The following is a 13,100-nucleotide window of genomic DNA, read 5'->3' on the forward strand; positions in this document are numbered from 1 at the left end:
TAGATAGTACTACATAAATTCATATCCGAAAGAGTCGACAGAAAATAGTTGCGGGTTCCATGAAAGAAAAGGAAGGGAGGAGCGCCATGGTCAGTGCTGGTCCCGATTACACTGCGCAGGATGTCATTGCGTTGTTGGAAGGGGAAATATTGTCCGTCTTTGGAGATATGAGGCGGTCGTTCCGGCATCCCAGGTCGTTGTCGGAAGCTGATGAGCAATCTCTGACATTCTGCCGCAACCCAAACTCCGCTCTGTCTTCCTGCCCAGCCGCGGTTGTAATCACCACGACCGCCGCGCCTGATTATAAGGGAGGGGCAACCCTGATTCGGGTGGCAGAGCCACGTCTTGCCTTTATCCGCGTTCTGCAATCCCTGTTCGCTCCAGTTCGCCCCTCTGGAATTCATCCCAGTGCTATCATTGATTCAACCGCACAGATCGCCACTGATGTCTATGTTGGGGCCCATGCGGTTGTGGGGCGCTGTTTAATCGCGGCGGGTTGCGTCATTCATGCCGGGGTTATTCTCTATGACAATGTCCGAATCGGACGAAATGTCACTATCAACAGCGGAACGGTGATTGGGGCCGATGGATTCGGCTATGAGCGGAACGACGCCGGTGAGATGGAGAAGTTCCCCCATTTCGGCGGGGTATTGATTGAGGATGATGTGGAAATTGGATCTAATACAAGCATAGACCGTGGAACCCTGGGAGATACAAAGCTGCTTCAGGGGGCGAAGATCGATAATCAAGTTCATATTGCGCACAATGTGGTGGTAGGACGGCATGCCGTCGTCATCGCGCAAGCCATGATCGGCGGCAGTGTTATGATCGGGGACGAAGCATGGATTGCTCCCAGTGCCTGCATTCGCAATGGCATTCGCATCGGAGCACGGGCCACCGTAGGCTTGGGGGCTGTTGTCGTCAAGGATGTACCGGACGGGACGACAGTCATGGGATCCCCAGCCCGCAACGCGGCGGAATTCAAGGCCCTGACCGGGCTTTTCAATAGCATGATCCGGGACGGCGGCAGAGATTCTACCCTCTGAAGAAGATATTGCCTCGCATCTCAAAGTGAGGGTTTTACACTGTCGGCCCTGGTATTCAGCCAGGGCCGAGCGGGGATTACGTCATCTTCCGCGCAGTAGTGCGGGCCATGGCAAACAGATCCAGGACCCGGGATGCATGAATGAACGGCCAGAAATACAGCAGGGCTAACCCATGCTCGTCTTTCAGGGCCTTCTCCAGCAGATCACGCACCCGAGGGCCGTCCCAGTAGGGGGATTGTTGGAAGCTGGCAGAGGCTGCCGTATCCCGCATATAAGCGGCCAGCGGGCTGACCACCCAATCGAACACCGGAGTGACAAATCCCAGCTTCTGGCGCCGATCCCTGACGAGGGGCGGGAGCAGATCGCGCAACGCGTCCCGCAGAATAAATTTGCCAAACCCATGCCGCACTTTCGTATCCGGAGGAAGTGCAAAGGCCAGACACACCAGCCGCCAATCCATGAAGGGAGCTCTGATCTCTACCCCATGGGCCATAGAGCATCGATCAAAATTGCGCAGGATCGTTGGCAAGGTGGTGAAGTGCAGGTCGGCGTAAGCGCAGCGTGTCAAAGGATCGAACCGGTTAAAGCGCTCCAGATCCTCGTCACGTCCGGGAAGTTGGGGCGGTCTGGGAGGAGAGGCCACCAGGGAGGCGCGCGGCACCCAGTCACCGGCGCTGCCCTGACTGTATCCGGGAACAGAAAATCCGGTCAGAGCTTCCTGGTATTCAGCTCGGAGAGCGGGATCGGACATTTCGGCCAAAGCAGAATTCAGCTGCGAATGGTAACCGATAAAAAGTTCATCCCCTCCATGGCCATCCAGAGAGACGACGACACCATCCTGTCGCATTCGGCGGTACAAAATCCAGGGGGCAGAAATATTCTCGATGACTTCCTCAATATCGAATATAATCTGATCCGCATGGCTGGAGACAGCGTTTACTGCGATATTCTCAATGATCCCCTGAGCCCCGGTCTTTGCAATCACCGCCTCTGCAAAAGCCCGCTCACTTTGCAGGCTTCCAGCATAATCGGCAACATAGGCCCGTTGCCAATTGGTTGTCGTGCGCGCGCCGCCGCCATGCTGCATCAACTCGGCAAGCGCACAATGAACTGAACTGGAATCGAGGCCACCACTGAGAGCGGTGGCGATCGGAACGTCACTGCGCATTCGGATACGACAGGCATCCAAAAAAAGGGACCGGACCAAATCACGTTGATCTTCGTAGCTGTTAGGAATGGATGGAAGGTGATTCAGTGTGTTCCACCACCGGAAAAGCTGCGGTGGGCAACCCGGCTCAACAACAAGATGATGTCCGGCCGGGAGTCGGCGGATGACCTTGAACAGGCAATCTTCCGTTCCTTCCAGACGGCTGGTGAAGGTGATGCCCACAGCCAAGGCATTGGCATCGACTTCCCAGTCCATCCAGGACAGGGGCAGGAACCCTTTCATGACAGAGGAAAAGGCGAAGCATCCGTCTTTCCAGACATAATGCAGGGGCTTGACCCCGAACCGGTCGCGCGACAGGAAGAGCCGACGCCTTTCAGCATCCCAAATGGCGAAAGCCCACATGCCGTTGAATTTGAGCTGACATTCCTCTCCCCACTCGATGAAGGCTTTCAGAAGAACTTCTGTGTCGCTATTGCTGCTGAATGACCAGCCATGCTGTTGAAGTTCTTCCCTAATCTCGAGGAAATTATAGATTTCCCCGTTAAATGTGACCCAATAGCGGCCCTCTGGGCATGACATGGGCTGTTTGCCGGCCGTCGTCAAATCCAAGATTGCCAGTCGCGTATGGACCAGACCGGCACTTCCAATGATCTCCGCACCCCATCCGTCCGGCCCTCGAGTCTTGAGTTGTGCAGCCATTCCGGCCAGTTCTGCCTGATCTGGTCGCGCGTATTCGGGGAGCAAGACCCCGGCAATGCCACACATAGTTCTTCCCCAGGTTGATGCCCTTGTCCGGCATGAAGAATGAGCCCCCATCAACGGAGGGCATAATATGCAACTTTAACATCCGAGCCTGAGCCCGGGGGTAGGAGCGGGTGGCTGCGAAGGCGGAGTTTGACGACCCGGGTTTCTGCTTCTCACCAGTCCAGGGCTGATGATACCTATTTCGTATGCTCCTTGGAAAGACCAGAGAGAGGGCTTGGGATGGGGCCAAATGCCGGTACGCCGGTCTTGATGGAACCGATGACGTCGACGGCTGTGCCGGTGGAAATGGCTGCCAGTCTGTGCGGCGATGGGCCGGGACCCAGTTGCATCATCTGCCGACGTCTCTATCCGGAAGGACGGGAAATCCGGCGCTGCCCGGCCTGCGGTCATCTGTGGCGGACGGAATCCAATGCCGTTCCGCAACCATCAGCACCCATCTCTCTGTCTGAGATCCAGGTCCCATGGATAGCGCCGGCTCTCCACCTGAGGCCAGGGATGACCGTGCCTGCTCAGCAAGGGCTGGCCTACGGTTTGGTCGTCCTGGATGACGTGCTGACCTTTGTGGCGCAACCGCGCGCCCTGCTACGGCAGATACGTCGGCTATTGGCACCGGCAGGCTGGCTGTCAATTACTGGGGCGGACAGACCAGATACGGAGCCACTGACCTTGGACGCCGGCGCTTGCCGCCATTTCACTTCTCAGCAATTGGAACGCCTCACACACACCGTGGGCTTTCAAAGCCAGGATCTGCGTCGCCTGGGCGGCCGGTTTGTCCTAACGCTCAAGCTGTTGGAGGAGGTCACCCCAGCCACCATAGCGACGGGGTTCATTGCCGCGTTGAGGCACCGCCGCTGCTTAGCAGCGGAGCGCTGCAGAGCGGTAGCACTACAGGCCGATCAAAGTGCCGTGTGGGGCCTGGGTTCGGATTGGCAGGCCATGGTATCGGAGGAGCCCACTCTGCTCGATGTACTGAGCGGAGGGCGGCTGTCGTTGTTCGACCAATCTCTGGCTGGAAGTCAGGCTTGGGGCCGGCCTATTCTTTCGCCAATGGAATTGCCAGGATTTAGCGGTCCGATCTTGATAACCCCCAGTGTTCCACGCATCCGGGAAGAAATGTGTAATCGTGCCTTGACGGCCGGCTTTGCGGACCGGCTGTTTGACCCGTATGACAGCGACCTAGTCCAACCCGGAGATAGCAATGTACAGACTGGCTGTCATCACTGATACGTTTCAACCATATCAGACCTATTACAATCAGTATCCGGATTTGAAGGATCAGGATTATGAGACGCAAATAAATTACTTTCGCAACCTCCCCCCTGGGTCCTATATGCCCTATGATTACTATTTGCGCGAAATGGGAGTAGATGCCAAGTGCTTTTTTTTCGATGCAGAATATATGCATCGAACATGGGCAAAAGAAAGAGGTATTACCCTTGACCAAACATTGACATGGACGCAACAAGCGCCCGGCCTTTTACTTGGTCAATTGGCTGAATTCAGACCTGATGTGGTTTTTATCTACGCCCTTCGCTGGCGTAGCGATGATTTTCTAAATGCACTGAAAGATAATATTAGATCGATTAGAATTATCGCTGCACAGGAAGGGGGTATTCTGCGGCCAGGAAGTCTTCGTGACCTTGATCTATTGTTTGTCTGTGTCCCGTCCTATGTCGGAATGGGAAAACAAATGGGTGTCAGAACCGAACTTCTCTATCATGCATTCGACACCAGAATTCTTGATTATGCCCCGAACAGGTCAGCGGATCAACGGGACATTTCTTTTAGCTTCTCTGGTGCATCAGGCTATGGCATGGGACCTTTCCATCTACCTCGCTTCTGGGGGCTGCTGGACCTTTTCCAAAGAACCCCGCTGGAGGCATGGCTAGATGAGGCTGCGCTTTATCAACCGGAAATGATGCCGACAGCGTTAGAGATCGATGCGCGGATTTCCAAAGCATCGGATCTTATTGGAAAATATAAATCTGGCACTGTTGCAAATAATCTGCGAGCAGTATTTCAGCAACCCGGACACTCTCCACCTTTTCCCCTATCCCGCTTGTTCCCAAATCGATGCCATCCCGCCGTTTTTGGACTACCGATGTTCGAGCTATTGGGACGGTCCCGCCTGACCTTCAACATGCATTCAACTCCTCCCGGCAAAAATGTTGGGAATATTCGCCTGTTTGAGGCCACGGGCATGGGAGCATGCCTTATTACCGATTCGGCCGATAATTTAGCCGATCTCTTTGTCGAGGATGAGGAGGTGGTTTCATATAGGAACATCGATGAGGCGACAGATAAAATAAACAACCTCCTTATGAACCCGGGACTGCTGCGTAAGATCGCTGCTGCAGGAAATAAAAAAGTCAAATCTTCTCATTCATATATGAATAGGTCGGAGAAAATCAATGAGATTTTCATTGATTCAATATCAAAATCTATCTAAGACTTTGATCTTATAAGCATTAGAACATTTTCCTGTCGCTCGGAATTAAAGGGGTATTCGCGAGAAGAGTGAAATCTGATTCAAGACGAGGGCTGGGGAAGACCAGCCCACATGACAGCACCTCTTTTCCTAGGCCGTAAACTCATAATCCCTGGCACCATAGCCTGACGGCGACGAGCTTCACGGCCGCCAGGAAATTTTCGGGTCGTTTGTCGTATCGGGTGGCGATACCTCTGAACTGCTTGATCTTGTTGAAGAACCTTTCGACAAGGTTCCGCTGACGATAGACCCAGGACGAGAAGACGAAGCTGCCCTTGCGGTTGGTTTTGGGCGGAATGTTGGCCCAAGCCTTCCGCCCGGCGGCTTTGGCGCGGATGGCATTGCTGTCATAGCCTTTGTCGGCCAACAGGATGGCCCCCTCGCCAAGATCCTCCGTCAGGGCGTCGGCTTCGGTGCAGTCGGCAACCTGCCCGGCAGTCAGGCGCAGACGGACGGGGCGGCCTTCCGCATCGACGAGCGCGTGGATTTTGCTGGTGAGGCCCCCACGGGAACGTCCCATGCCGCCATCGTCTCCAGCCCCCTTTTTCCCGTGGCCGCGTGCTGGTGCACGCGAACACAGCTGCTGTCGATCATCACGATGTCGCCGTCGTAGGCTGCCGATACCGCTTCCAGAAGCCGATCCCAGACCCCGGCCTTCCGCCATCGCACGAACCGGTTGTAACAGGTCGTCGAAGGACCATACCGTTCCGGTATCTCCGCCCAGGGCGATCCGGTGCGGAACCGCCACAGAATACCATTCAGAACCCGGCGATCATCCACACGCCGCACACCGCGCGGCTTGTTCGGCAGTAGCGGCGATAGGATCGACCATTCCTGGTCCGTGAGTTCGTAGCGGCGGCGCGTCATCAAGGGCTCCTTCGGGAAACCCTTAAATCACGACACCACTCTCTAGGCCAAGACGATTTATGAGTTTACCGCCTAGGTGACGTCGTGGTGATGGACAATCTTCCCGCTCGTCATCAGGAACGCGATGGGCAGCCGATGATATCGGTCAGAGCGGAGATCGTCACCATATCCTTCCACCGCTGGACCTTATGATGGCTTAGCAGCGCTCCACATTTTCCACCGGAGGCATAGCGGTGTTTGCCTTTACACCGCCAGCACCGGATACCCCTCCGGCAAATCCACCACCTGCGGCTCCGGCATCGGGCCCAGCTCCGCCACCATCGCCCCCCAGGACCAGCCCACCCCGAAGCCGGCCATCAGCGTCTTCACCGGCCCGGCAGCCAGCGGCGCGCCCATGGTGTGGCAGATCGCCAGCGGGATGGAGGCGGAGCTGGTGTTGCCGAAGCCCTGCATGTCGATGATGAACTTCTCCGCCGGGACCTTCATGCGCTTGCGCAAATGCTCCAGCATGAAGGCGTTGGCTTGGTGCAGGACGAAGCGGTCGATGCCATCGACATCGGTGCCGGCATGCTCCATCGCCTCGCGCAGCAGCGGCGGCACGGCGCGGAGCGTGAAGGAGAACACCTCCGCCCCGTTCAGCGTCAGGCGGGAGTCGCGCTCCAGCTGGGCGGCGGCCTCGGCGATCCGGCCGGCGGTGCCGACCGGCGGGATCAGGCTATGGCGCTTGCCGCCAGCCTTGACGAAGATGTGCGGGGCGCCGGCGCCGTCGGTGCCGATCACCACAGGGATGGGGGATGCTGCCGGGTCCACCTCCAGCGCGGTGGCCGATCCGGCATCGCCGAACAGGGGCAGGGTGGCGCGGTCTTCAGGATGCAGGTGACGGGTCGGGTTGTCGCCGCACAGCACCAACGCGCGTCTGGCCGAGGATCCGCCCAGCAGCTTGGCCGCGATCCACAGGCCGTAGACATAGCCGGAGCAACCCAGCGGCACGTCGAAGGCCGCCGCACTGGTCGGCAGCCCGAGCCGGTGCTGCATGATGCAGGCGGTCGCCGGCAGCACGTAATCGGCGTCCTGCGAGACGAAGACCAGCACCTCCACCGTCGCCGGTTCCCAGCCCAGCTGCTCCATCAGCCCTTCCGCCGCCGCGAGGCAGAGATCCGACGCGCAATAGGGAGGCGGCAGCACGCGGCGCTCCTGGACGCCGATGGTGGCGGCCAGCTTCTTCGCCTCCTCCACCGTGAACATGCCCGGATCCTCGACGAAGGAATGACGCTGAGGCGGCACCACCGCGCGCAGGCCGGCGATCCGGATGCCGTCGATGATGGCTTTCATGGCTGTCCTGTCCTTCGCGTCTTCGCAGCCCGGCAGGGGCGCTTGTCTCGGTCGGTGTCCGGCACCATAGCGCACAGTGACGCCGGATTGGTTTCCGAAAGATTGATTGCGCCGCATGGCTCCACCGTCACCGCTGCCGCCAATTGGGAAAGGGGCATGGCGCCCGGCACCAAAAGGCCGCAGCCCCGGACGCACTGATGTCGGCCGGCCGTCGTGCTATGGTCCACGTCCCGATCCGCCACCACCCTGGATTTCCCCGCCATGACCGCCCGCTCCCCGGCCGCCTACAACCCCATGGACCTGACCGGCCGCCGCATCCTGGTGACCGGGGCGTCGGCCGGGATCGGCCGGGCGACGGCGGTGGTGCTGGCGAAGCTGGGCGCCCGGCTGGTGCTGAACGGCCGCGACGAGGAGCGGCTGGCAGAGACCGCCGACCGTCTGGAAGGAGACGACCACGCCATCGCCCCCTTCGACCTGTCGGACCTCGAAGCCGTGCCCGGCTGGGTGAAGGGGCTGTGCGCCGACGACGCCCCCTTCGACGGCATCGCCCACTGCGCCGGCATCCAGACCTTGCGGCCGATCCGCATCTTCTCAGCCGCCTTCTTCGACGAGGTGATGCGGGCCAATCTGGGCAGCGCCTTGGCACTCGCCCGCGGGCTGCGGCAGAAGGGCTGCCATGCCGAGCGGGCGGCAATCGCGCTGATCTCCTCCACCGCCGCCACGGCGGCCTCGCCCGGCAACGTCGTCTATGCCGCCAGCAAGGGCGGCATCATTGCCGCCACCAAGGGGCTGGCGGTGGAGCTGCTGAGCGACGGCATCCGCGTCAACTGCGTCGTTCCCTCCATCGTCGAGACCGAGCTGATCGAGCGCGGCAAGCAGAAGCTGACCGCCGAGCAGTACGAGCATCTGCGCACGCTCCAGCCGCTGGGCTTCGGCCATCCCGACGACATCGCCCACATGATCGCCTATTTGCTCGCCGACACCAGCCGCTGGATGACCGGGTCCATCGTCACGGTGGACGGCGGCCGCACCGCCTGAGGCCCCACGATGCCGAACGAAGCTCCCGAAAGCCGCCGGCCCGAAACCCGCTGGTTCCACCTTTGCCTGGCGGACAACCTCGCCAGCCCCAACGCCTTCGTCACCACGCGGGTGGGGGCGGTGCCGCTGGTGGCGCAGAACATCAAGGGGCGGGTGGTCGCCTTCCGCAACGTCTGCACCCACCGCTTCGCCGTGATCCATGGCGAGCCGGCGGGCTGCGGCCCGCTGCGCTGTCCCTATCACGGCTGGAGCTTCGACGCCGACGGCCTGCCGGTCGGGCTGCCCTTCAACCCGACCGACTTCCAGCTGGAGGCGGAGGGGCGCCGGCGCCTGGCCCTGCACCCGGCCTCCCTGGCCCGCTGCGGCCGGCTGGTCTTCGTCCGGGTGGCCCTCGACGGTCCGTCGCTGGAAGAGGAGTTGGGCGCCGACCTCTTCGCCCGGCTGGCCGCTTTGTCCGACGCCTTCCCCCACCGCGGCGTCGCGTTGGAGCCGGCGGACGGTTGGGAACGCATCGAAGCCGCCAACCTGCGCATCCATCGGGCGCCGGACGGTGCTCTGGTGCTGCACAGCGCCGCGCCAGACGGTGCAGACAGCCGCTTCTCCCGCACCGTCACCCTTTATCCCGCCACCGCCCTCACAACCGCCCCAACAACCGCCGATGCGGAGCTGCCGGCATGAGCGCACATTCCGTCCACAGCATCGTCCCCGAAAACGGCGCCTTCCTGCCCCACAGCCATTTCTGGACAGAGGAAGCCTTCGCGCAGGAGCGTGAGCGGCTCTTCGGCCGCTGCTGGCTCTACATGGGCGTGTTCGACGCCACGAATGTCCTGACCGCCGAGATGGCCGGGCTGTGCTTTGAACTGCGGCGCCAAGGCGAGGCCATGGACGGCGTCTGCCGCGACGGGGATCGGGTGCGGCCCCTGCAGATCGACCGCTGCGGCGCCCTGGTCTTCGCCCGCATCGCACAGGACAACGGTCCCACCCTGGCTGAGCATCTGGCGCCCTATGGCGAGCGGCTGGTCATGATGTCGGCCAACTGCCTCAACCCGCAGGCCCCGGTCGGCATCGCCTTCCAGGCCAACTGGAAAGCGCTGGTCGAGAACACGATGGACGATTTCCACGGCTCCACCGTGCATCCCGACACCATCCATCCCGCCGTGCATCCCGACTGGCAGAACGGGCTCGTCACCGAACGCCATGGCGCCAACAGCGACTCCCACTGGCTGCTGGCCGACGGCACCGCCGGCTGGTGGGCGAAGCTGGACGCCAAGCTGCGCCTGCGCCGCTTTGCCGAAGAGCCCGTCTACCGCCACATTTTCATCTTCCCGAACTTCTATCTGGCGACCTTCTACGGTGCCACGGTGATCCCGCACCGGGTCGATCCGGTCGCTCCCGATTCCGCGGTCCTGCGGTGGCAGCTGTTCCTGCCCACCACCCGGCTGGAAACGGCGCGCGAGCAGGCCTTCCACCGCTCCACCGCCGCTTATCTGATCGAATCCGCCAGCACTGTAATCGCCGAGGACCGCCCGGTCTGCGAGGCGGTGCAGCAGGGCCGCCCGGGCATCGCGGACCTTCCCCACATCACCGGCATCTACGGCCGGCGCGAGCGCCGCATTCTCGACTTCCATCAGGCGATGCTGCGCCAGTTGGGAGAGGCTGCATGAGCGGAACCCTCACCTTCATCGAGCCGACGGAGGACCACGCCCAACTTATGCTCGACTGGCGCACCCGGCCCGACATCGCCGGCCAGATGCTGAGCGTCGTACCCTATGACGTGGAGCGCCAGAAGGCATGGCTGCGGCGCTGTGCGGAACGGGACGACTATGTCCACCGCATCCTCTGCGTCGACGGCGTGCCGGCCGGCCATGTCTCCATCACCATCACCGAACCGGAGTGGCGGATCGCCACCATCGGCGTGCTGATGGGCGAGCGGGCAGGGCGGACGGGGGCGGCCCCGCTGAACTTCGCCTACATGCTGAACCACGTCTTCTTCACGCTGGGGCTGCGCAAGGTGGTGAACCACATCCTGGGCACCAACAGCCCCCGCCTGCTGAAGGGCCAGCCGATGATCGGCTACCGCCCGGTCGGCGTGCTGAAGCGCCAGGTGGTGAAGGACGGGCAGGAGATCGACCTGCACATCTTCGAAATGCTGGCCGAGGACTGGCTGGCGGTGCGCGACCGGTTCAGGGTCTATCAGGACATGGACGGGCGGGAGTGGCGGTGAGGGGGAGAACGCTATCATTGAAATCGATGCAATCACGACCTAACCTTCTTCCCAACATGCCGAGGAGCACAGGATGGCCAGCCTCACGATCCGGAACCTTGAGGATCCGTTGAAAGCCCGGCTGCGGATCCGTGCCGCCCATCACGGGCGTTCCATGGAGGATGAGGCCCGCCACATTCTGCGTGCAGCACTTACGGAAGAGCGGCAGCCGGTTCCGGATCTCGGCGCAGCAATCCACCGGCGCTTCGCGCGGCTCGGCGGCGTCGAGGTAACGGAGGCAAGACGGGAAGCCCTGCGACCTCCGCCCAGCTTCGACTGATGATCGTCCTCGACACGAACGTGCTTTCGGAACTGATGCGCCCGGCCCCGTCCGAAGCCGTACTTCGCTGGTTCGCCGGACACCCCGCCGCCACCCTGTTCACGACGACGATCACCCAAGCGGAGATTCTCTTCGGTCTCGCCCTGCTGCCGGAGGGGCGGCGGCGAAGCGACCTGCTAATGGCGGCGGAGCAGATGTTTGCCGAGGACTTCGCCGGCCGGGTGCTGCCCTTCGACAGCATGGCGGCAAAAGCCTTCGCGCCCATCGCTGCGGGACGACGGCAACAAGGCCGGCCAACCGGGGCCTTCGATGCGCAGATCGCTGCTATCGCTGCATTCCGTGGCGCTTCCTTGGCAACCAGGAACGTGGCGGATTTTCTGGATTGCGGGGTGCCAATCATCAATCCGTGGGAAAGTTAAAGTCAGCCGCCCTGCCAGACCGCGACCATTTTCCCCTCAACTCGCTGCCCCCGGATGCGGAGAAGCGGCGCAGCGCCGACATCCAGAATGTTCCCGTCGATCCGCGGCTCTTCACACCAATGTCGGCGGACTGACCGCCTTACCCCCGCAGCACCCCCAGCGGCGCCCCCTGGAATCCTGGAAAGCCGCGCGCCGCCGGTGCGCCGATCAGTTCCGACAGCACCGTCCGGTAATCGGTGGTGACCGCCAGATCGACGCCGCGGTCCAGCTGGTGGCTGGCCAGCCCCGGCCAGCGGCCCAGCATGCGCCCGCCCGCCACCCGGCCGCCCAGCACCAGCATGGCGCCGCCATGGCCGTGGTCGGTGCCCTGGCTGCGGTTGCCGCGCAGGCGCCGGCCGAACTCGCTCATCACCACCACCGTCAGGTCGCGCTCATAACGCCGGGTATCGGCATGGAAGGCGGCAAGCGCGCGCGACAGCTGACCGGCGGCACTGGCGAAGCGCCCCTGCTGGTTCTCGTGTGTGTCCCATCCGCCGACATCGACGCAGGCCGCCCGCAGGCCGATGTCCATCTTCAGCACGCGGGCCACCGTCTGCAACGCCCGCCCGGCCTCGGTCTCCTCATAGACGGCCCCGCCCTCTGCATCATATGCGGCGACCTTGCCGTCGGCCCCGCGCGGCAGTCGGCCATCGACCGCCGACAGCCCGTCGAGCGCCGCCCGCGCCGCCCGCTCATAGGCGCCGTCTCCCTGCCGGCAGAGCGCCGCCAGCACCGCCGCCGCCTGCGGCCCGCCGGGAGGGGCCAGCCCGCCGCGTAGGTCGGGCACGGCGAGCGCGCCACCCATACCGGCCAGGGCGGCGGCCGGAGCGGCGGCGGTGCCGATGGCCGGAACGCGTCCTTGCAACCCCTCGGCGTGCCCGCCCTCGCCAAGCCAGCGGGCAACCCAGCCGCTGCCGGTGCGGGCGAGGTCCTCCTCGCGGGCGATGCCGCGCTCCATCAGGTCCTGGGCGACGAAATGGCTGCGGGTGCCGTCGGTCAGCCCCACCGCATGGACGATGGCGAGCCGGCGGGCGGCATACAGCTCCGCCAGCGGGGCGGCGTCCGGATGCAGGCGGAAGTCGAGGGAAGGGGCCAGCGTCTGGTCCAGCCGGATGCCGGCCTTCGGCCCCTCCGCCATCACCCGCAGCTCCGGCGTCCGCGCGGCGCGATAGTCGGGGTCGTCGGCCGGCGCCACCAGTGCCAGCATGTCCGCCCCGCCGCGCAGGAACACCACCACCAGCGTGCCGGCCGGCGCTTCGGCAGAAAATCCATCGGCGGCAAAGGCGAGGCTGCGGACGCCGGGCAGCCCCGTCAGCACGCTCCCGGCCAGCCCGAGTCCGGCCGCCAAGCCGCCCTGCATCACACCGCGGCGTGAAATCGTCATGGCTCAAGCCT

Annotated in this window: 13 protein-coding genes; 9 read left to right on the forward strand and 4 right to left on the reverse strand. The window is 62.4% G+C overall.

The features are described 5' to 3' along the window. Positions 1 to 86 precede the first annotated feature (86 nt). On the forward strand, positions 87 to 1,046 hold the full coding sequence (locus ACWPN8_RS31200; RefSeq protein ID WP_492243613.1) for a UDP-3-O-(3-hydroxymyristoyl)glucosamine N-acyltransferase: 960 nt from the start codon (positions 87 to 89) through the stop codon (positions 1,044 to 1,046). A 76-nt stretch (positions 1,047 to 1,122) separates the two neighbouring features. Here the strand turns inward: ACWPN8_RS31200 and asnB are convergent, their stop codons facing one another. Then, a complete protein-coding gene (asnB, locus tag ACWPN8_RS31205; RefSeq protein WP_492243614.1) occupies positions 1,123 to 3,030 on the reverse strand; it encodes an asparagine synthase (glutamine-hydrolyzing) in 1,908 nt (635 codons plus the stop codon). 444 nt (positions 3,031 to 3,474) lie between these two features. On the opposite strand from asnB, the gene ACWPN8_RS31210 reads away from it, so the two are divergent. Then, the gene (locus ACWPN8_RS31210; protein ID WP_492243615.1) at positions 3,475 to 4,203 is read left to right on the forward strand and encodes a class I SAM-dependent methyltransferase; all 729 of its coding nucleotides are present in this window, start codon (positions 3,475 to 3,477) and stop codon (positions 4,201 to 4,203) included. Beyond that, complete coding sequence (locus ACWPN8_RS31215; RefSeq protein WP_492243616.1) at positions 4,178 to 5,428, forward strand: glycosyltransferase family protein; 1,251 nt, start codon at positions 4,178 to 4,180, stop codon at positions 5,426 to 5,428. Before ACWPN8_RS31210 ends, ACWPN8_RS31215 begins: the two co-directional genes overlap by 26 nt. A gap of 142 nt (positions 5,429 to 5,570) precedes the next feature. Here the strand turns inward: ACWPN8_RS31215 and ACWPN8_RS31220 are convergent. Beyond that, a protein-coding gene (locus tag ACWPN8_RS31220; protein WP_492243617.1) for an IS5 family transposase occupies positions 5,571 to 6,334 on the reverse strand; the annotation gives its coding sequence in 2 pieces (ribosomal slippage) (positions 5,571 to 6,004 and positions 6,004 to 6,334; 765 coding nt in all). Positions 6,335 to 6,577: 243 nt separating this feature from the next. After that, a complete protein-coding gene (locus tag ACWPN8_RS31225; RefSeq protein ID WP_492243618.1) occupies positions 6,578 to 7,666 on the reverse strand; it encodes a 3-oxoacyl-ACP synthase III family protein in 1,089 nt (362 codons plus the stop codon). A 261-nt stretch (positions 7,667 to 7,927) separates the two neighbouring features. Here ACWPN8_RS31225 and ACWPN8_RS31230 point away from each other — a divergent pair, with 261 nt between their 5' ends. From ACWPN8_RS31230 to ACWPN8_RS31255, 6 genes are all read left to right on the forward strand, one after another. After that, positions 7,928 to 8,704, forward strand: coding sequence for an SDR family NAD(P)-dependent oxidoreductase (locus tag ACWPN8_RS31230; protein WP_492243619.1), 777 nt, complete (start codon positions 7,928 to 7,930; stop codon positions 8,702 to 8,704). A gap of 9 nt (positions 8,705 to 8,713) precedes the next feature. Next, positions 8,714 to 9,382 carry a Rieske 2Fe-2S domain-containing protein gene (locus tag ACWPN8_RS31235; protein ID WP_492243620.1) on the forward strand — a complete coding sequence of 223 codons (669 nt, stop codon included), beginning with the start codon at positions 8,714 to 8,716 and terminating at the stop codon, positions 9,380 to 9,382. Further along, positions 9,379 to 10,368: an RHO alpha subunit C-terminal catalytic domain-containing protein gene (locus tag ACWPN8_RS31240; RefSeq protein ID WP_492243621.1), complete on the forward strand. Its 990-nt coding sequence runs from the start codon at positions 9,379 to 9,381 to the stop codon at positions 10,366 to 10,368. Before ACWPN8_RS31235 ends, ACWPN8_RS31240 begins: the two co-directional genes overlap by 4 nt. Beyond that, positions 10,365 to 10,928, forward strand: coding sequence for a GNAT family N-acetyltransferase (locus ACWPN8_RS31245; protein WP_109095190.1), 564 nt, complete (start codon positions 10,365 to 10,367; stop codon positions 10,926 to 10,928). The genes ACWPN8_RS31240 and ACWPN8_RS31245 overlap by 4 nt, the downstream gene beginning before the upstream one ends. Positions 10,929 to 11,001: 73 nt before the next feature. Then, entirely contained in the window at positions 11,002 to 11,247 is a 246-nt protein-coding gene (locus tag ACWPN8_RS31250) for a FitA-like ribbon-helix-helix domain-containing protein (RefSeq protein WP_109095191.1), read from the forward strand. Then, complete coding sequence (locus tag ACWPN8_RS31255) at positions 11,247 to 11,666, forward strand: type II toxin-antitoxin system VapC family toxin (protein ID WP_492243622.1); 420 nt, start codon at positions 11,247 to 11,249, stop codon at positions 11,664 to 11,666. Before ACWPN8_RS31250 ends, ACWPN8_RS31255 begins: the two co-directional genes overlap by 1 nt. 139 nt (positions 11,667 to 11,805) lie before the next feature. On the opposite strand, the gene ACWPN8_RS31260 is transcribed toward ACWPN8_RS31255, so the two are convergent. After that, entirely contained in the window at positions 11,806 to 13,089 is a 1,284-nt protein-coding gene (locus ACWPN8_RS31260; RefSeq protein WP_492243623.1) for a DUF1501 domain-containing protein, read from the reverse strand. Positions 13,090 to 13,100 lie beyond the last annotated feature (11 nt).

The sequence above is a fragment of the Azospirillum sp. UENF 112521 genome (genome assembly GCF_058780665.1).

What these genes read in the sequence shown, in the direction of transcription:
- asnB (WP_492243614.1), bottom strand. Translation starts at nt 3,030, where the DNA reads ATGGGGGCTCATTCTTCATGCCGGACAAGGGCATCAACCTGGGGAAGA.
- ACWPN8_RS31255 (WP_492243622.1), top strand. Translation starts at nt 11,247, where the DNA reads ATGATCGTCCTCGACACGAACGTGCTTTCGGAACTGATGCGCCCGGCC.
- ACWPN8_RS31225 (WP_492243618.1), bottom strand. Translation starts at nt 7,666, where the DNA reads ATGAAAGCCATCATCGACGGCATCCGGATCGCCGGCCTGCGCGCGGTG.
- ACWPN8_RS31260 (WP_492243623.1), bottom strand. Translation starts at nt 13,089, where the DNA reads ATGACGATTTCACGCCGCGGTGTGATGCAGGGCGGCTTGGCGGCCGGA.
- ACWPN8_RS31200 (WP_492243613.1), top strand. Translation starts at nt 87, where the DNA reads ATGGTCAGTGCTGGTCCCGATTACACTGCGCAGGATGTCATTGCGTTG.
- ACWPN8_RS31230 (WP_492243619.1), top strand. Translation starts at nt 7,928, where the DNA reads ATGACCGCCCGCTCCCCGGCCGCCTACAACCCCATGGACCTGACCGGC.
- ACWPN8_RS31210 (WP_492243615.1), top strand. Translation starts at nt 3,475, where the DNA reads ATGACCGTGCCTGCTCAGCAAGGGCTGGCCTACGGTTTGGTCGTCCTG.
- ACWPN8_RS31240 (WP_492243621.1), top strand. Translation starts at nt 9,379, where the DNA reads ATGAGCGCACATTCCGTCCACAGCATCGTCCCCGAAAACGGCGCCTTC.
- ACWPN8_RS31235 (WP_492243620.1), top strand. Translation starts at nt 8,714, where the DNA reads ATGCCGAACGAAGCTCCCGAAAGCCGCCGGCCCGAAACCCGCTGGTTC.
- ACWPN8_RS31215 (WP_492243616.1), top strand. Translation starts at nt 4,178, where the DNA reads ATGTACAGACTGGCTGTCATCACTGATACGTTTCAACCATATCAGACC.
- ACWPN8_RS31245 (WP_109095190.1), top strand. Translation starts at nt 10,365, where the DNA reads ATGAGCGGAACCCTCACCTTCATCGAGCCGACGGAGGACCACGCCCAA.
- ACWPN8_RS31250 (WP_109095191.1), top strand. Translation starts at nt 11,002, where the DNA reads ATGGCCAGCCTCACGATCCGGAACCTTGAGGATCCGTTGAAAGCCCGG.